Source organism: Enterococcus infantis (genome assembly GCF_049166715.1).
GTDB classification, from domain to species: Bacteria; Bacillota; Bacilli; order Lactobacillales; family Enterococcaceae; genus Enterococcus_C; species Enterococcus_C leclercqii.
In genome coordinates this window covers 140,274-158,477 of record NZ_JBMHFB010000004.1, presented here as the reverse complement: position 1 = coordinate 158,477, position 18,204 = coordinate 140,274, and the positions used below count along the sequence as shown (strand labels likewise).

Annotated in this window: 14 protein-coding genes; 1 reads left to right on the top strand and 13 read right to left on the bottom strand. The window is 42.6% G+C overall.

The window, feature by feature from the left end:
- Entirely contained in the window at window positions 1-1,677 is a 1,677-nt protein-coding gene (kdpA, locus tag ACOMA8_RS06145) for a potassium-transporting ATPase subunit KdpA (RefSeq protein ID WP_421369356.1), read from the bottom strand.
- Between the two features lie 718 nt (window positions 1,678-2,395).
- Window positions 2,396-4,219 carry a translation elongation factor 4 gene (lepA, locus tag ACOMA8_RS06140; protein WP_272927995.1) on the bottom strand — a complete coding sequence of 608 codons (1,824 nt, stop codon included), beginning with the start codon at window positions 4,217-4,219 and terminating at the stop codon, window positions 2,396-2,398.
- Between the two features lie 242 nt (window positions 4,220-4,461).
- Between lepA and ACOMA8_RS06135 the strand changes: the two genes are divergently transcribed.
- Window positions 4,462-5,682 (top strand): GNAT family N-acetyltransferase, encoded by a 1,221-nt coding sequence (locus tag ACOMA8_RS06135; RefSeq protein ID WP_421369354.1) that lies wholly within the window; start codon window positions 4,462-4,464, stop codon window positions 5,680-5,682.
- A gap of 324 nt (window positions 5,683-6,006) precedes the next feature.
- Here ACOMA8_RS06135 and ACOMA8_RS06130 read toward each other — a convergent pair whose 3' ends face one another.
- The 11 genes from ACOMA8_RS06130 to ACOMA8_RS06080 form a co-directional block, all read right to left on the bottom strand.
- The gene (locus ACOMA8_RS06130) at window positions 6,007-6,474 is read right to left on the bottom strand and encodes a hypothetical protein (RefSeq protein WP_421369352.1); all 468 of its coding nucleotides are present in this window, start codon (window positions 6,472-6,474) and stop codon (window positions 6,007-6,009) included.
- A 395-nt stretch (window positions 6,475-6,869) separates the two neighbouring features.
- Window positions 6,870-9,482: an ATP-dependent chaperone ClpB gene (gene clpB, locus ACOMA8_RS06125; RefSeq protein ID WP_421369350.1), complete on the bottom strand. Its 2,613-nt coding sequence runs from the start codon at window positions 9,480-9,482 to the stop codon at window positions 6,870-6,872.
- 343 nt (window positions 9,483-9,825) lie between these two features.
- Window positions 9,826-10,860, bottom strand: a complete 1,035-nt coding sequence (locus ACOMA8_RS06120; RefSeq protein ID WP_421369348.1) for a lysylphosphatidylglycerol synthase transmembrane domain-containing protein — start codon at window positions 10,858-10,860, stop codon at window positions 9,826-9,828.
- 78 nt (window positions 10,861-10,938) lie between these two features.
- The gene (locus ACOMA8_RS06115) at window positions 10,939-11,217 is read right to left on the bottom strand and encodes a DUF1294 domain-containing protein (RefSeq protein WP_161900700.1); all 279 of its coding nucleotides are present in this window, start codon (window positions 11,215-11,217) and stop codon (window positions 10,939-10,941) included.
- 321 nt (window positions 11,218-11,538) lie between these two features.
- On the bottom strand, window positions 11,539-13,158 hold the full coding sequence (locus tag ACOMA8_RS06110) for a PASTA domain-containing protein (RefSeq protein ID WP_421369345.1): 1,620 nt from the start codon (window positions 13,156-13,158) through the stop codon (window positions 11,539-11,541).
- Window positions 13,151-13,825 carry an ABC transporter ATP-binding protein gene (locus ACOMA8_RS06105; protein ID WP_161900702.1) on the bottom strand — a complete coding sequence of 225 codons (675 nt, stop codon included), beginning with the start codon at window positions 13,823-13,825 and terminating at the stop codon, window positions 13,151-13,153. The genes ACOMA8_RS06110 and ACOMA8_RS06105 overlap by 8 nt, the downstream gene beginning before the upstream one ends.
- Window positions 13,826-13,870: 45 nt before the next feature.
- Entirely contained in the window at window positions 13,871-15,388 is a 1,518-nt protein-coding gene (locus ACOMA8_RS06100) for an ABC transporter permease (protein ID WP_421369343.1), read from the bottom strand.
- Between the two features lie 421 nt (window positions 15,389-15,809).
- Entirely contained in the window at window positions 15,810-16,556 is a 747-nt protein-coding gene (locus ACOMA8_RS06095; RefSeq protein WP_421369341.1) for a class I SAM-dependent DNA methyltransferase, read from the bottom strand.
- Between the two features lies 1 nt (window position 16,557).
- Entirely contained in the window at window positions 16,558-16,899 is a 342-nt protein-coding gene (gene rsfS, locus ACOMA8_RS06090) for a ribosome silencing factor (protein ID WP_202622241.1), read from the bottom strand.
- Between the two features lie 50 nt (window positions 16,900-16,949).
- A complete protein-coding gene (gene yqeK / locus ACOMA8_RS06085) occupies window positions 16,950-17,537 on the bottom strand; it encodes a bis(5'-nucleosyl)-tetraphosphatase (symmetrical) YqeK (RefSeq protein WP_421369339.1) in 588 nt (195 codons plus the stop codon).
- Window positions 17,527-18,168, bottom strand: coding sequence for a nicotinate-nucleotide adenylyltransferase (locus ACOMA8_RS06080; protein ID WP_421369337.1), 642 nt, complete (start codon window positions 18,166-18,168; stop codon window positions 17,527-17,529). The genes yqeK and ACOMA8_RS06080 overlap by 11 nt, the downstream gene beginning before the upstream one ends.
- Between the last annotated feature and the right edge of the window lie 36 nt (window positions 18,169-18,204).

Here is an 18,204-nt window from a genome sequence, read left to right as displayed (position 1 = left end):
CTACCTCTGTGTAAAAAATTCTGCAATTGGACCTAATGCCAATGAAGGCAAAAAGCTTAATGCGCCAATTACCAAAATCACAATCATTAACATTGATACAAAAGTTGGACTAACTGTTGATAATGTTCCCGAACCCAAGGCCGCTTTTTTCTTAGCTCCCATATTTTCGGCTAGAAATAGAATTGCTATTATTGGTAAATATCTCGAGATAACCATAAGTAGACTGCCTAAACCATTTAAAAATGGTGTATTTGCCAATAGTCCGCCAAAAGCACTTCCGTTATTATTTGCTAGGGATGTAGCGCCATATAATAGTTCACTAAAGGCATGGGGGCCACGGTTAGTCAACCAACTCATAATATCTGGATGCAAAACCAGTGCCATAGCACCAAAAAGTGTAAGCATTAAAGGGGTTAAGATAACCAAGCTGGCCATTTTGATATCAAAAGCTTCAATCTTTTTTCCAAGATATTCCGGTGTACGTCCAACTAATAACCCTGCAATAAAAACAGCCAACATGAGAAAGGCCAGCATGCCGTAAAGGCCACTTCCCACTCCTCCAAAAATAATCTCACCCAGTTGCATTAAAAACATGGGCACGGCTCCGCCAAGAGGGGTAAAACTATCTAATACTGAATTCACAGAGCCATTCGAAGCCGCGGTAGTCGCGACTGCCCATAAACTTGACCAGCCAATACCAAATCGCACTTCTTTTCCTTCAAAATTCATTTCGCCTAATAGTTGCGCACCATTTACTCCAATAAATTCACTAAATGCTACTCCAAGAAATGCTAACGATAAAAAGACCAGTGAAACAGTTAAGATTGTTCGCCCTTGTTTCCAATCTTTCATCCAAAAGCCAAAGGTAAAAATTAGAGCTGCCGGAATCAAAAGAATCGCAATGTTTTCCAAAAAGTTGGATAAGAGAGTTGGATTCTCAAATGGATACGCAGAGTTGGCACCAAAGAAACCACCACCATTTGTTCCAAGCTGTTTAATTGCTACTTGGCTGGCTACTGGTCCTAGAGATAGCCATGCTTCTTTTCCCTCCAATCCCTGATAAGAGATACCAGATTGAAAAGTTTGCACGACGCCTTGTGAGATGAGTATAAATGCTAGAATAAAGGATAATGGCAACAGAATATAGACCAAGCTGCGGGTCAAATCTTGCCAGAAATTTCCTAACCCTTTCTTTTTAACTTGAGAAAGGCCACGAAGAAGTGCTATTAGCACAGAAAGACCAATGCCTGCCGATACAAAATTTTGAACAGTCAGTCCAAACATTTGCGACAGATTGGACAAGGTCGTTTCCCCTGCAAAAGCTTGCCAGTTTGTATTGGTTACAAAACTTACTGCTGTATTTATCGCCAATGACACGGAAAGATTTTCTACAGTGGCACCTCCCGGTAAAAAATGTTGCGTCATCAGTAGTAACATGAGCAACAGGATGGAACAAAAGCTCAATAGTAACAGTGTAAAGAGATAACGCTTGGCTGACATTTCCTTTTTACTAGCCGGTCCAATCACTTTGTAAAATAGGTGCTCCAAAGGTCGTAAAAAGCCAACTCCTTTAGGTACTCTTCCCTGCATAATTTCTTTTATATACCAACCTAATGGCACCGCTAATAACAATAGGATAAACAGAAAAAAAATCCCTTGATAAACAACGCTACTCATAATTCTTCCCCCTTAAATAAAAACCAGAAAAGATAGATCATCAACAGAAAACCAATGATGCCCAAAAAAACTATCACTCTATTTCACTCCTTTTTTCATTGCTCGCTATGAAATCATTCGACTTCCTTTACATTGCAACTATACAAAAAAGCATATAAAGATAGTGTGAAACTTTGATTCGTTTCTTTACACTATCTTTATATGCTGCATCAATACTTGAGAGTCATGAGCTATTTGCATTTTTTATTCCCAACAATACTTCTTTTAAAAAGCTGATTCATTATCCCTGAAAACCTGTTGTGACTTTCTGATGCCTTTTTAATCTTGAAAACCGGGCTCGGTTTCTTACTTTGCCCTGAATTAAGCAATTGTCAAAATCAGCTTTCTATCCAATTGAATTTTCAGATAGTACACCACTATTCTGGTTCACGAAAAAATAGCTTAAGCCGGAACACCTAACCCTCTTTACCAGAAAAAGATAGAATTTGCGAGTAATTATAAGAGTGATTCAGTGATAAGCTGAAGACTGCCTGATAATCAGTATTAAAAACTGTCTTTCTTTTCATTCCTAAAAAAATCTGCAAAACCAAAAAAGATCCGCAATCCCATGATGAATGTGGGGTTGCGGACCATAGTAAAAATGTATTTTTCCAGGGGAGATTGGGCGGAAGTCTTCTTGAAAACAGCCTTGTTATTTCACTTTTTTTCAGACAAACCCTTATTTCTTCTTAGGTTCATCCTCATCCATTTTCAAAACAGCCATGAAGGCTTCTTGCGGTACTTCCACTGAGCCAATCTGCTTCATACGCTTTTTGCCTTCTTTTTGTTTTTCCAAAAGTTTGCGTTTACGGGAAACGTCACCGCCGTAACATTTGGCTAGGACATTTTTACGCAGCGCTTTGATATCAGAGCGGGCAACGATTTTTTGTCCGATGGCAGCTTGGATGGGCACTTCAAATTGTTGACGCGGGATGAGTTGTTTCAGTTTTTCAACGATGGCTTTGCCTCGTTCATAGGCAAAATCGCGGTGAACAATAAAGCTTAAGGCATCGACTGTTTCACCATTTAATAAGATATCCATCTTCACGAGTTTACTTGCCCGATAACCGGACATTTCATAATCAAGAGAGGCATATCCTTTAGTGGAGGATTTTAATTTGTCAAAAAAGTCGAACACGATTTCAGACAACGGAATCTCGTAAACGACGTTGACCCGATACTCATCCAGGTAATCCATCGTTACAAATTCGCCGCGTTTTCGTTGAGAAAGCTCCATTACAGCACCTACATAGTCATTGGGAACCATGATTTGTGCTTTCACGTAAGGCTCTTCTACGTCTTGGATTGAAACTGGGTCCGGGAAGTCTGCCGGATTATCAACGACTATCGTTGAACCGTCTGTCTTATTAACATGGTAAATAACCGAAGGCGCGGTGGTGATTAGTTCCAGATTAAATTCGCGTTCCAACCGCTCTTGCACGACATCCATATGGAGCAGACCCAAGAAGCCACAACGGAAGCCAAAGCCCAACGCTTGGGAGGTTTCCGGTTCAAATTGCAGCGCCGAATCGTTCAACTCTAGTTTTTCCAGCGCTTCTCGCAGATCGTTGTAGCGGGAGGTCTCGATAGGATACAGTCCACAAAAGACCATTGGATTCATTTTACGATAACCTGGAAGCGCTTCTGTCGCTGGGTTTTCTGCCAAGGTTACCGTGTCCCCGACGCGAGTATCGGCAACGGTTTTGATAGAGGCGGTCAAATACCCGACATCTCCCACCATCAGATAATCCCGTTGAATAGCTTTTGGCGAAAACACGCCGACTTCTGTTACTTCAAAAGTTTTGCCATTACTCATCAATTGAATTTTATCCCCAGGTCGTACCACACCATCCATTACCCGAATGTTGAGCACCACCCCGCGATAGCTGTCATAAACAGAGTCAAAGATCAGTGCCTTCAAAGGCGCCGTCACATCTCCAGTCGGTGCCGGCACGTATTCTACAATCTGTTCCAGAATATCTTCAATACCAATACCCGCTTTGGCACTGGCTAACACAGCTTCTGATGCATCAATTCCGATGACGTCTTCGATTTCTTTGCGGACTCGCTCAGGATCGGCAGCCGGCAGATCGATCTTGTTAATGACTGGTAGAATCTCCAAATCATTGTCCAAGGCTAAATAAACATTGGCAAGTGTCTGGGCTTCAATCCCTTGGGCCGCATCTACCACCAACACCGCCCCTTCACAGGCTGCCAGACTGCGGGAGACTTCATAAGTAAAATCCACATGTCCCGGTGTGTCGATTAAGTGAAAAATATAGGTTTCACCGTCTTTAGCGGTATAATTCAGCTCAATAGCATTTAGCTTGATAGTGATTCCTCGTTCACGTTCCAGATCCATAGAATCCAACAGTTGATCTTGCATTTCCCGCTTGGTCACGGTATGGGTTTGTTCTAAGATTCGGTCTGCCAATGTAGACTTTCCGTGATCGATATGGGCAATAATGGAAAAATTACGAATCCGTTCTTGCCGATTCTGCATGTCTTGTATGTTCAACTTGATTCCTCATTTCATTTCATTCAACAGGTCCCCAGCCAAAAGTGAATTAACTGGTGCGCCTTATGTTCAGCCTTCTCATTATACCAACGAATCCATCGAATTTAAAGACTTTTCCGCCTGTGGCTCGCCTAGGATAGACCCTGGGTTTCTCCGCTTTTCTTGCAACTGTCGGTTTGATGCAGTTCTGGTATAATAGGGCTAACAATGAAAATGGAGTTGAAAGTATGGAATCTGATTTACGCCAAGACATGGAAATCCGTCCAGTAGGGCCTGAACACTTGGATCAGTTCAATGAATTGCTGGCTTATGTTTTTCAAATAACAGAATCTGACATCGAAGAAAGTGGTTATGACAGTAAAAAAGAAATGATTAAATCGAAAAAGCCTATTTTGGATTTATCAAAAGTTTATGGGTGGTTTCATAAAGATCAGCTGATTAGTCAAATCGCTATTTACCCTTGCGAAGTCAATATTCACGGCACGCCTTATAAAATGGGCGGCGTAACCGGAGTTGGCACCTATCCGGAATATGCTGGTCACGGACTGATGCAAGAATTGATTCGACTGGCCCTGACAAACATGCGTGAAGATGGCCAATGGATCAGCTACTTGTATCCTTATAACATCCCCTACTATCGCCGTAAAGGCTGGGAGATTATGAGTGATAAACTGAGTTTCAAAATTCGTGACACCCAGCTGCCAAAACAAGTGGAAGTTGGTGGCGTTGTTGAGCGCAAGCAAGTAGACGATCCCGATGTCTACCTTGTATATGATCAATTCTCGCTGATGAATCACGGTGCTTTGACCCGCAGCAGTTTCCACTGGGAGGAATACTGGCGCTATGAAAATGAAGAAGAACGTACAGCAGCTGTCTATTACAATGCCCAGGGTGAACCTCGTGGTGTCTTGTTTTACTGGGTAGCTGAAGAAGTCTTTCACATCAAAGAGATGTTTTATCTGGATCAAGAAGCCCGCAACGGCCTTTGGAACTTTATTTCGGCTCACTTTTCCATGATTTACTGGGTAAAAGGTGATATTTACAAAAACGAACCTCTGGCTTTTCTCTTGGAAGACAGTCAGATAAAAGAAACGATTGAGCCTTACTACATGGCCCGAATCGTGGATGTCGAACAGTTTCTGCGACAATTTCCGTTTTCAGCTTTCTCTGAACCTTTTCACTTCGAGGTGACTGATCCAGTAGCTGAGTGGAATAACGGGATTTTCTCATTGAGTTGGTCAGAAGCTGACCAGCAGGCAAAAGTCACTCGCGAACCTTTGGGTAAAGCGGTCACTTTGGATATCCAGACCTTGAGCTGCTTATTGATGAACTACCGCCGGGCTGCCTATCTATCACGAATTGAGCGCTTAGTAACTGATAAACAAACGCTGCGCACGTTAGAACAAATCATTCCAGACACCGAAGCCTACTTCAGTGATTATTTCTGAGAACAAAAGGTTGTGCCGCAGCTCATTTTTAAGTGGTATTTGGCGAAGATTTTATCCTATAAATAAGAAAATATCTGCCAGCACTGCTTGCGACAATTTTTGTATCTGATTCCGTAGAATAAACCTGATCTTACGTATAATATAATGAGAAGTCAGCGATTGAAGTTTTTAACAATGAAAAGCCAAGTCACCTCCACTGTTTTTAATGGAAATGGCTTGGCTTTTGCGACTCATGTTTGGCAGTGTTCACTTCACTGGAGGTTGGCTAGACAGTTGTCACGGCATCCCTTGCTAGTTGACTCCAGACAAGGGCACTATTTTACTCTAGAGATAGGGCATTTCGATTCGTGTCAGAGGCTGGCCTTGCTGGTCTTCCAAATAGTATTCATAGCTCTTATGGAGAAACTGATGGTTTTCTTCTCTGATAGCGTCAATCATTAAGCGATAAACCAGTTCCATCTCAGAATCATCTCCCGCATATTCTGTCACAGCCGCTTGAATGGCTTCCGTCTGTCTCGAGGTAATTCCTTCTGGTAGTCCTTCCGACATCGGCAGTTGCTCCACCGGAAGACCAAATTCAACGACTAACGGTTTAGTGTCAATCTGGCCTTCAAGTGACACCTTTTGATAGCCGACATACGGCCAACCACTAATCACTAGCTGTAAGTCTTCGGCAGCTGTGATCAGCCGCTGAAAACTATCTCCAGTTGCTTGCCCCAGTTGAGCTTCCGAAAGTTCCAAGGTTAGGATCAGCAACTTTCGTGAAGGGATACGTTCATTGGTGATTTCCATCTATTCCACTCCTTTAAAAAAGTATGCGAGGTACCTGCTTCTTCCATAACCTCTGCATTTGCGCTTATTTCCTTAAGTATAAAAAGAATCAAAAAAAACGACAAGTAAAGGTACTCACCCAAAAAGGATTGTGCTGTATTTTGTGACAAACGAAAAATTCCTTTGTTCCACGTAACCAATTGGTGTGGTTACAATGTCGTTTTTGCGCGTACTTCTCTAGCCAGTGTACCTTTCTTGAAATTAAAAAAATTGTGGGTCATAAATTAATTTCGGATCTTAAAAGAGAAGCAGCTTCTGAGTTTTAACAGAAGCTGCTTCTCTTTTGTTTGTGGTTCATGTTTAGTAATGTTCACTTCATAGGAAGGTGCCAAGACGATTGTCACCCTTCTCTTTCATTAGGCTTCTTCAGCTTCTGCCATTTCATTTTGAAAGACTAGCTGATCGTCTAAAAGCGTGATTGTCACTTTGGTTTTCGGCAGCACTCGGCCAGATACGATTTCTTTTGCCAGTGGTGTTTCTACTTCCCGAGTGATAAAACGGCGAAGCGGACGTGCCCCATAGGCTGGTTCGTAAGACTGCTCAGCAATCCAGGTCCGCGCACTGTCTTCGATATCCAGATAAATTTCCTGATCTTCTAACCGTTTGGAAAGTTGGGCGATAATCTTGTCAACGATCCCTTTCACATCTTCTAATGACAGTGGCGTAAACAAGATGGTATCGTCAATCCGATTCAAAAATTCCGGTTTGAAATGGCCCCGCAGCAAGCTCATCACTTGTTCTTGGACAGCTTCCGGAATGCTTCCTTCGGCTGTCACTCCTTCTAAAAGCAGTTGGGAGCCAATATTGGAAGTCATGATTAAGACTGTATTTTTGAAATCTACCACTCGTCCTTTGGAGTCTGTCAAGCGGCCATCATCCAATACTTGCAACAAAATATTGAAGACATCCGGGTGAGCTTTTTCAATCTCGTCTAATAAAACAATGGTGTAGGGATTGCGGCGAACTGCTTCAGTCAGCTGTCCCCCTTCGTCATAACCTACATATCCTGGAGGTGCCCCCACCAAGCGGCTCACCGAATGTTTTTCCATATATTCGCTCATGTCAATTCTAACCATGTGGTCTTCCGAATCAAATAAGTTTTCAGCCAATGCTTTTGCCAATTCGGTCTTCCCGACCCCGGTTGGTCCTAAAAATAAGAAGGACCCTAGTGGGCGATTGGGATCTTGTAAGCCGGCACGAGCGCGAATGACCGCATCACTGACTGCATCAACTGCTTCATTTTGGCCAATCACTCGTTTATGAAGTGTTTCGTTGAGCTTCATGAGCTTTTCTCGCTCGCCTTCGACCAACTTCGTCACCGGAATACCGGTCAAACGTCCCACAACGACAGCAATCTCGTTTTCAGTTACTGACTCTTGTACCATTTTGAGATCATCGTTTTTCGCTTTATTTTCCAATTCCTTCAGTTCTTTTTCCAGTTGAGGAATGGTGCCATGACGCAAAACAGCGGCTCGTTCAAGATCATAGTTGTTTTCTGCATCTTCTAATTCATGCCGGGCACGATCGATTTCCGCTCGTTTATTGGACACGGCATTAACTTCTTCTTTTTCCGTTTCCCATTGCATTTTCATCGCATTGGCTTCTTCACGCAGCTCTGCCAGTTCTTCTTGCAGGTTTTCCAAGCGTTTTTTAGAAGCATCATCGGTTTCTTTCTTCAAAGCTGCTTCTTCAATTTCCAATTGCATCAAACGACGGGTCACCTGATCCAACTCCGTAGGCATAGAGTTCATTTCCACACGAATCGTCGCGCAGGCTTCGTCCACTAAATCGATGGCTTTGTCTGGCAAAAAGCGGTCAGTAATGTAACGATCCGATAGAGTAGCTGCTGCCACCAGTGCATTGTCATGGATATTAACCCCGTGATGAATCTCGAAGCGTTCTTTTAGTCCCCGTAAAATAGAGACCGTATCTTCCACAGTTGGCTCTTTCACCAAGACCTTTTGGAAACGCCGCTCCAAAGCTTTATCTTTTTCCATATATTGTCGATATTCGTCTAAGGTGGTAGCCCCAATGGTATGCAGTTCCCCCCGAGCCAACATTGGTTTCAAAAGATTCCCGGCATCCATGGAACCTTCTGTTTTACCAGCACCTACAATATTGTGGATTTCATCAATGAACAGGATGATTCGGCCATCCGACTTTTTGACTTCCTGTAAAACAGCCTTCAGCCGTTCTTCAAATTCGCCACGGAATTTAGCCCCTGCAATCAGCGCCCCCATGTCCAAAGAAAAAATCGTCTTGTCTTTCAAATTTTCTGGTACATCTTTGCGGACAATCCGTTGGGCCAATCCTTCAACTATCGCTGTTTTACCAACACCGGGTTCACCGATAAGCACCGGATTATTTTTTGTTTTACGGCTGAGAATCCGAATGACATCTCGAATTTCTTCGTCTCGACCAATGATTGGATCCATTTTACCGTTTTTCACCTGTTGGACCAAATCCACACCATATTTTTCCAGTGCTTGGTATTGCTCTTCTTGATTTTTTGAGGTCACTTTATCGCCTCCCCGCATCTCTTCAATATTCTTTTTGAGTTCTTTTTCAGTTAAGCCATTTTTGACCAAGTACTTGGTCAAAGAAAAATTTTTCAGCTTCATCAACGCCAACAGTACAATCTCCGTCGATAAAAACTCATCGCCAAACGTTTGCCGCAGTCCGTCTGCTTCTTGCAACAGATGAAAAAGATTCTGGCTCATCGATTGACCGTATTGAACGCTGCCCCCTTCAATTACGGGATATTCGTCTAATCCGCGATCGACCTCTCTTTCAAAAGCCTCGACATCCAAACCAGCATCCGTATAAAAGTTACGTCCGAAATGATTTGGCTGTAAAAAAATCTTCCATAAATGTAAGATATCAATTTCTTGATGGTGTCTAGTCACTGCTACTTGTTGGGCTTCAGCGATTGCCTCTTGCAATGTTGTTGTCATTTTTTCAATATTCAAAGTGGTTTCCTCCCTTTCATGAGCTGAGGTGGTGACGTTACGGCACTCTTTTTATCAATGATGGTCAAAGAGACCGCAAACTCACCAAAAAGCCCTGAACTACCATAGTTCCGAGCGTTATCTGTCCTTTTGCAGTAGATAATCTCATCTACATTTAATAGTATAATCCATTGGTCAAAATTGGTCAAACGAAACACTCGAATTTTCTCGAAAAATCTAAAAAAATTCAGCCATTCAGCGAATTTTCAAATTATTAGGTTAGTCTCAGCATTGAGTACAATGTAAATAACAGCCTGAGATTTACCCAGGCTGTTATCTGTAACTTATTTCAATTTTTCCACAACTACTTTGCTGTATCTTCTTTGATATCTTTGATTTCGGAATGAATGGCGCGCCTTTTATCCACCAGGAAATAGACAAACCCGATTAAAAATGGCCAAACATAACTAGCAAAGCGGTACAAAAGCATAGAGCTGGCTGCATCGACAGTCCCCACAATTGGACTGAACAGTAGCAAATATACAAATTCAAAAGAACCAATCCCAGCCGGTGTTGGAATTGATCCTGCCAAAATAACAGCAAAACTAGTCAACCCAAAAGACAAGAAAAAGTTTAACTGGGGATGATCCCCCATCAAAACAATGGCAGGAATCACAAACCAGAACATGACTTTCAACATATTCAGAAAATAAATGCGATAAATCAGCGGGCGAACTTGCAAGATGCTGTCAACAGCTTCGCGAAGGGAATAGACCTGAATATTGACCTTATCTACCATATCGCGAATCTTTGTACTTTTGAAAAGCTTGTTTGCCAATTTCACAGACCAGATCTGTAGATTCAAGCTCAAGGTAAGTGCTAAAAGGACAGCGATAATCACAAAAGTTACCACCATAGCAAACAAGACCAGCCAAATAATCTTTGGTTTTTCCGAGTGAAAGAAAACAAATTGCATGATCAGACTGATGACCGCCCAACTTAAAAGCGCGACCTTATACATGATCATATGCAAGGCGGTTACACCCACGCTTTGAGAAATTCGCAATCCTTTGCGGTGATAAAAATTCACTTCTGCAATCAGCGTTCCCGCACCAAAAGTCACCAAACGATAAAACGCAGCATAGCACATGGCTAAAGCACCATCACCGGTTGTAAAGCGCTTCTCAAAGGTCCCAGCCATCACCTTCAAATTTTCACCTTCAACGAGGATATACAAGCTCCCACAAAGAATCACACCCAACAAAACCAAAAGTGGCGTCTGCGAAAGTTGTACCAAGATATCTCCCAGTGAATTTTTGATAACAAAGCCCAAGATACCGAATATCACGAAAACAAAGAGGATATTCATCACAATCTTGAGTCCTGAACGATTTTTCATTGTCACACTCCCAAATTCTGGTCTAACAGCAGAAGAAATTTACTTGCAGGATCTTTTTAGTAAACTATAAATCGAGTCTTAGCGTAGATAGTACCACAGCAAGACCGCAACTGAAAGTATTCCCCCAATTGCGAAACAGACTGTAAAATACTTTTTCCTAGTCTTATGATGAAAGAGCTGTTGACCCATGAGACCGCCGATTCCCCCGCCAGCTAATCCCAGCAGCAGCAGCGTCTTTTCAGAGATGCGCCAACTGTCCATTTTGGCCTTTAATTTATCCAATCCCATCAAACAGAACAACCCGGTATTGACTAATATAAGGTAAACCGCAAGTGGATGCGTTTTGATCAAGTCCATCGCAGCGATCCCTCCATTCATTTATTAAGAATAACGCAAGAATCACCGAGTAGTAAAGCTTAATGCAAAAAAAGTCACGTTGTTTTCACATTTTAGCCAGCTGAATTCCAAAACTAACAGACATTCTCGTCGATGCTTTATAAAACGCTACCGAAAATACTGGTAGTGGTATTTTTGCACAATAGTAAAAACACCTGAACACTAGGACAGACCATGATTAACCGGGCAACACACAAACCCAAGACATCACAGAATACTGTCACTAGCATTCAGGTAAATTTAAATAAAACTCTTACACTCAGAAAGTCATTAACAAAAAGGTTAGCCTTTACTCCCGCTATTGTTAGCTTCTAAAGTAACGTTGTTGTTCTTTACGGCTGACGTTTCCTGATTATCAGCGGGTTGCTGCGTTTCAGTAGTCGCTGTCGTATCAGAATCTTCAGTGGGTAGACTGGGATCACTTACCGGCGGGATTTCGGCTTGTTTGTTTCCTAAACTGATTCCAATGCTAATGGTTGCGGTCAAGGGTAGAAACTCGCCATACTTGGACATCTCGATCACTGTGCCTTTTGGTTCCGCGGAATCGACGTAATAAACGGAGTAAGTGATATCAGCACCTTTTGCTTGAAACTCATCAAAAAACAGCTTAGGTAGATCACCTTCTGTCGTTTGTCCCCGTAGATCTTTGATATATGGACGTCCTTGAGAATAAATCACTTCAACTGATGGCAGCTTGTCTTCTTCAGCAAATTCTTTTCCGGCTTCAACCGACTGGCTGATAAAGCGGCCATACCCTACAGAATCCGAATAAACGCTCTTAATCACAGCCGATATGCCACCTTCTAATGACTGAGCTTGCTCAATCGTGTACTGGGAGTAATCCGGAATGCGAATAGGTTTCCCTTTAGACACTTTCAGCTTGAGGGTATCGTTTTTAGCAATTTTTGTCCCTTTGGCTGTCTCCTGGGAAACCACATTGTCAGCGGCAATCGTTTCAGAAAAAACCTTTTCGGTAGTTAATTTGACACCATTGGTTTTTGCCCAGTCACTGACTTCTGACAAAGGTTTATTGGTAAAATCTGTAACTGTGATATTTTTTTCAAAGACTTCTTTTCCTTTGGAGTAATAGACATTCAAACGATCTTGACGTTTATACTTTTCCAGATCCTGGTCCTTTGAGGCGGCCTCCATTTTGATAAATCCACCATCTGTAATCTGTTTGTCAAATTCTCGAATGATCGTCACGTTTTCAGCCTTTTTCTCTTCTATCCAAGCAGTCGCTTGATCTACAGTCAGATTAGCAAAATCTGGTAGCGGAATGATTTCTTCTGGATCAGGCCCCATGCTGACAGTTACTGTCATCTCGGTTCCTTTTTTCAGCTTTTCGCCAGCTTTGGCTGATTGGCTGATGACTTCGTTTATTGCAGCTTTGAAGTCATAGACCTGCTTGGTTTCCACCTTCACACCTGCCTCACTTCCCCAACTGCGGGCCTCAGCAACAGCCTTTCCTGAGAAGTCTGGCACCAACACATGAGTCAATAAATAATAGAGAAAGAACAGACCCGCGAAAACCGCAATTGCAGCTCCACTAAGAAGGGCAATCTTGCGGATTCGTCTTTTTTTATAGGTTGGATCAAATTCGGTTTCCTCTGCCGGAAACCGGCCACCACTTTCAGATTCAGTGGTCTCTTCAGACAAGCGCTCCTCAGTTTCAGAAGTAGGACTTGCCAAACGTTGATCAAAGGCAGGATCAAAGCTGCGATTCATCCGTTGGCTCCGAGAAAGTCCCTTCTCCACTTCTTCTGCTTTTGATGGGCTGGCATCAGTTGTAGATTCTTTCTCAAGATCCTCATCCAAGTCCGCTTCTGGTACCTTTGAAGACGCCAGTTTCTTTTTTCCGTCATAGTTTTCTTTTGAAAAGTTGGATAAAAAATCACTCATGAGTTTTCAACACACCTTTACGTAAATACAACACGTCATCTGCTTGTTGGGCGATCTCATTGGCGTGGGTCACAACAATCACGCATTTTCCGTGTTTGTGAGCCAATTCTTTAAAGATGTCGACAATCTCTTGTTCCATCTCCTCATCCAGATTTCCTGTGGGCTCATCGGCCATAATAATGTCGACATTGGTTGCTAATGCCCGGGCAATGGCGACACGCTGCTGTTCTCCCCCAGAAAGTTGGTTAACTAAACGATCCGCTTTGTCGCGGGTAATCCCGATATAGTCCAGTAAATTGTAAGCCACTGCTTTTTTATCGTCTGGCAATTTATTGTCTGTGATAGCCATTGGCACCTGGACATTTTCAGCCGCAGACAGATACGGAATCAAATTGTAACTTTGAAAAATAATGCTAATATCATCTCGGCGATATTTTTCGTAGCCGATTTTCTGGATATTTTCACCATTATAGAGAATTTCTCCAGCCTTCGGTGAATCCAACGCACTTAATAATGAGAGCAATGTGGTTTTGCCTGAGCCGGATTGACCCAATATAGTATAAAAACGGCCTTTTTCAAAGGAAACCGTCGTGTCTTTCAAGATAAATCGTCGCTGATCACCGTCTTGATAAAAATAATCTACATTCTTTGCTTCTAATAATGCCATGGTCTGCTCCTCCTCACTATTGAACCTTCAATCTGGCTTGCTGGATCACATCATAATCTTTTTCGGATTCAGACGCATGATGTACAACAATGGCAGTACCGCTGACAGCAGAACAGTTCCTAATCCTAATACCAGATATGTGATGACATATCCCGGGGTGAAGCTGACTTTATAGGCGGCCCGTACCTCTTCAAAGTTCACAGACTGGTTTCCATTGGCAACGCTGTACATGATTCCTTCTTGCGTATTGTTAATCCAATCGGTTTGCATCAATTGATCAGATACCACACCACCTAAAAGATTACCAGTAAGCAATGAAAGTATTAACGCCAACAGACTAACCAACAAGAGTTCTGCAAGTATTTGCCCAATAATTTTCCCTCGACTTTCTCCAAGGGAAAGATAGATACCTAATTCGTGTTTGCGGTCTCTTAAAAAGAGTAATACCACCAACGAAATAATTAACATTGTCGCCACAGCTGCAATAATCACAACATATTTTGCGATTTCTCCCAATTTCTTCATTCCACCAGCCACTTGATCATATTGATCAGAGTCTGCGATTACAGCGTAGTATTTCGGCAATAGTCCCTGTGCGTCTTCCCGGAAAGCTGCCACTTCATCCGGTGCATTTAACACATACGTCGCCTGAGCAAAGGTTAGCTGGTAATCTTTACGGTCAGCTTCAGAAAGATTGACATAAAATTTATCTAGGGATTGGTCCATCAAGGCCTGCACTGTTTTATTCGGCATATAAAATGTGTTGATTTGATCGGCAGCAGCCCAATCATCCTGCGTCTTTTCTTCTTTTGACAGATCTTTGGTTTCTTTTCTGGCAACGTTGAAAATACCTTTAACTGTCACCGGAAAATCAAAGGAAACCACCTTTGCTTCGGCTGGTTCTTCAGCAGAATCCTCTGTAACGGTTGCATCAACCGTGCTGCCTTCTCGCGGCTGGATGAGCCCCATATCGATCATCTCACTGGTGGCATCAATCACCATCTGATCGCCAACTTTTAGATGATTGGCTTCAGCAACCTCTTTAGAAATCAATACGACATTACTGCCATCTTTTGCTTCTTGTTCAGAGAACATTTCCCCTTGATCCAATTTGATGTAGCCCTCTCGAAGATCTGGAAGCTGGCCATTGTTATTTCCTTTTAAGTTAAAGAAGTAATTTGCACCGGAGCCTACAAGCATTTCGCCGTCTTCAGGAGTGTAGCCTGCCAATTTGCTGGTTCCGATATAGGCACTTAGGGACATATCGTAATATTTGACCTGGGGCAGTTCAGCTACTTTTTGATATTCTTTATCTGTTAATGGATCCGGCCATTTCAATTCAGGATTTTTTTCGGCATCCTTGTTGTATTTCTCGTAGTCCACATCCAAGACAGCTCGTGCCCCCAGCTTTTCCTTCGTGTTTTTTTCTACATTGACCGTTGACTGTTGAATCGCCACCGCGCCTGCAATGACATTGCCCAGGATAAAGATCACCAAAAACAAAATAAAGGATTTTCCTTTTCTGCGGGAGATACTCTTTAGGGCCCGTTGCCAAAAATTCATTTTTTCTTCCTCCAGAACCTCTTTATTCAAATACTCTGCTATTCGCAGAAGTTATCTGTTTCCTAAGATTATTTCATATCAAAAATAACACAGCAATAGTATTTTGACGTTTTCTTTTTCCCAGTTAAGGAGATTGTCACAGTGGTCTCATATTTAGAATTCACAGTGGCTGACAATTCCCTGGCTGCAAAAAACATTTCTTTCGTTACCTGATTTTACTGAACATTACGCGCCAGCTTTTGTAACGTTTTCACTTGATCAGCTTCAGTTTACCGATATTCCGACCTTGGTACAAGACTTTCCCAGCCGAATTGGTCTACCTTACAAAACTGATAGTAGACGTTCTTTTGCAATCTTAGTTAAAAAACACCTGTGAAATGAGAGCGCAAAAAAAGACCGATCAAAAACGACCGGCCTTTCTTCATTTATGGCAGACAAAAAACCAGCGTCTGCTTTTTTCATTTGGTTCACTGTCGATAAAGTCAGCATAGCTTTCCACCTTGGAAAAACCAGCATTTTCCAACATCCGTAAATAATCACTATGGGGATAAGTCCGCTCATCATGGATTTCATCTTTTCTGAGAAAGAGTTCCGGTACCTCATCGGTTTCGGGCGCCTCTTCTGACACAAAAAAGGTCAGAAAGTGCTGGATTGTATCCGGTTCATCCTGATAAGACTCCCACAAAAACGCAAACTCATCTGTTTGATAATGGTAGCTGTAATCAGGAAAGACTTCATTTACCTGGTATTGAGAATGGACATCGAACATAAAAATCCCGTCTTCTTTTAGAACCTGATAAACTTCATCAAAAACCTGCTGGACACTGGGGGCATCCTCCATATAACAGATAGAATCGGAGAAGCAGGTCACCGCTTCGAATTCGCCGATTCCGTCCAAATCCATCATGTCGCCTTCTAAAAATTGGATTTCTACCGCCGCTTCATACGCACGATCACTGGCAATCACTAACATTTCTTCCGATAGATCCAAAGCGGTCACATCGTAGCCATCTTTAGCAAAAGCGACAGCCAGAGCCCCTGTCCCGCAGGCCAATTCCAAAACTTGTTTTTTCCCATCCAGATGTCGTTTGGAAAAAGACAGCCACTTTTCGTAAAGACTGCTGTCCATCACTTCATCATAGACAAAAGCGAATGTCTCATAGGCCATTTTATTCTACGACCCACTGGGAAAGATTCACTAATGGTGCATCAGACCAGAGTTTTTCAAGGTTATAAAAGGCCCGCTCATCATTGGAGAAGACATGGACAATCACTTCACCCAAGTCAATCAACACCCATTTTGCGCCATCTTTGCCTTCGATTCGTTTCACTTCAATTCCAGCTTCTTCTTCTCTTTCGACTACCTCATCAATGATGGCATTGATTTGGCGTTCGTTGCTAGCAGAACAGATAACAAAATAATCCGCCAAAAGTGAAATCTCCCGTACATCCAATGCCAAAAGATCCTCGGCATGTTTACTATCAGCTGCTTTCACAGCAACTTCTAAAATTCTCTGACTATCTATTTTAGGTCACACTCCTTCAATTTTTTCGACAATTGTTACTTCCCTGCAACCCAACGATTATAAGTTTCGATGGTCTTCGGGTAAATTGCTTTTTTTGTTTCCAATAAATGTAACAAGGTATGCTGGGTTTCGTAGCGGACTGCCTCATCAAGATCCACTAAAGACAGTTCTCGCGCCTTATCGACACCAGGAAAATCTCGGCCAGGCTCAATAAAATCAGCGACATAAATGATCTTATCTAACAGACTCATCTCGGCTGCACCAGTAGTATGCAGGCGAATGGCCTGTAAAATCTCCTGATCGTCAATCCCTAGCTCCCGCTGTACAAAGTCTGCACCGACAATACCATGCCAGATGGCGTTGTTCCAGTTCAACAAGTCCAAATCAAAGCCGTCACGCTTAATCACCAACTCAAACTCATCATTAGGACGTTCTTTCGCATAGTCGTGGGTCAAGGCTGCGATAGATGCCTTTTCTGGGGAAGCCCCGTATTTCTCCGCCAAGGCAACCGCCGTTTCCTCTACCCCCAACACATGTTTAAACCGCCTCTCACTCATATGCATCTGAACCGTTTGCATCAGTAGCTCCCGATTCATCGCTGTGTAATTTCCTTCATATTTCATCTAGGTACAACCCCTTTTCGATGATATATTCACGAACTGCCTCCGGGACGTAATAACGAATCGAACAGCCTTGTGCGACTTTTTTACGAATCGTTGTTGAACTGAGGTCCATCAAAGGCACGTCTACCCAGATGATAGGAAAAGCAGAGGTGTCTGGATAGCCTGGCCGTCTAACGCCAACAAATTGCACCAACTGCAACAATTCATCAATTTTGTACCATTTCGGTAAATAGGCCACCATGTCCCCACCGATGATAAAGTAATAGTCCGTATCCGGATGCTGTGCTTTTAACGCCTTCATCGTATCATAAGTGAAGCTTCTGCCTTTGCGTTCCAGCTCAGCCTTTTCAATACTTAAAAGCTGATTATCACTAACTGCAGCTTCTAGCATAGCCAATCGATCTGAGGCAGCAATTGTTTTTTTCTCATCAACATGGGGGGGTAAAAATTCCGGCATGAGTAAAACCTGATCTAATCCCAAAGCATGACCGACTTGATCGGCAATCAACAAGTGGGTATTGTGGACAGGATTAAAGTTTCCTCCCAAAATCCCTACTTGTTTTCGACAATTGCACTCAGGCTCTGCTTCAGCAACCAGCGTCTCAACACTGTTTGTAAGTTTGGTCTGCATCGTTATCACCTCCATCAGTAACCGATGCGCGGCGAC

What these genes read in the sequence shown, in the direction of transcription:
- ACOMA8_RS06120 (WP_421369348.1), bottom strand. Translation starts at nt 10,860, where the DNA reads ATGAAAAATCGTTCAGGACTCAAGATTGTGATGAATATCCTCTTTGTT.
- kdpA (WP_421369356.1), bottom strand. Translation starts at nt 1,677, where the DNA reads ATGAGTAGCGTTGTTTATCAAGGGATTTTTTTTCTGTTTATCCTATTG.
- ACOMA8_RS06115 (WP_161900700.1), bottom strand. Translation starts at nt 11,217, where the DNA reads ATGGACTTGATCAAAACGCATCCACTTGCGGTTTACCTTATATTAGTC.
- ACOMA8_RS06095 (WP_421369341.1), bottom strand. Translation starts at nt 16,556, where the DNA reads ATGGCCTATGAGACATTCGCTTTTGTCTATGATGAAGTGATGGACAGC.
- ACOMA8_RS06135 (WP_421369354.1), top strand. Translation starts at nt 4,462, where the DNA reads ATGGAATCTGATTTACGCCAAGACATGGAAATCCGTCCAGTAGGGCCT.
- ACOMA8_RS06080 (WP_421369337.1), bottom strand. Translation starts at nt 18,168, where the DNA reads ATGCAGACCAAACTTACAAACAGTGTTGAGACGCTGGTTGCTGAAGCA.
- ACOMA8_RS06110 (WP_421369345.1), bottom strand. Translation starts at nt 13,158, where the DNA reads ATGAGTGATTTTTTATCCAACTTTTCAAAAGAAAACTATGACGGAAAA.
- ACOMA8_RS06130 (WP_421369352.1), bottom strand. Translation starts at nt 6,474, where the DNA reads ATGGAAATCACCAATGAACGTATCCCTTCACGAAAGTTGCTGATCCTA.
- yqeK (WP_421369339.1), bottom strand. Translation starts at nt 17,537, where the DNA reads ATGAAATATGAAGGAAATTACACAGCGATGAATCGGGAGCTACTGATG.
- ACOMA8_RS06100 (WP_421369343.1), bottom strand. Translation starts at nt 15,388, where the DNA reads ATGAATTTTTGGCAACGGGCCCTAAAGAGTATCTCCCGCAGAAAAGGA.
- lepA (WP_272927995.1), bottom strand. Translation starts at nt 4,219, where the DNA reads ATGCAGAATCGGCAAGAACGGATTCGTAATTTTTCCATTATTGCCCAT.
- ACOMA8_RS06105 (WP_161900702.1), bottom strand. Translation starts at nt 13,825, where the DNA reads ATGGCATTATTAGAAGCAAAGAATGTAGATTATTTTTATCAAGACGGT.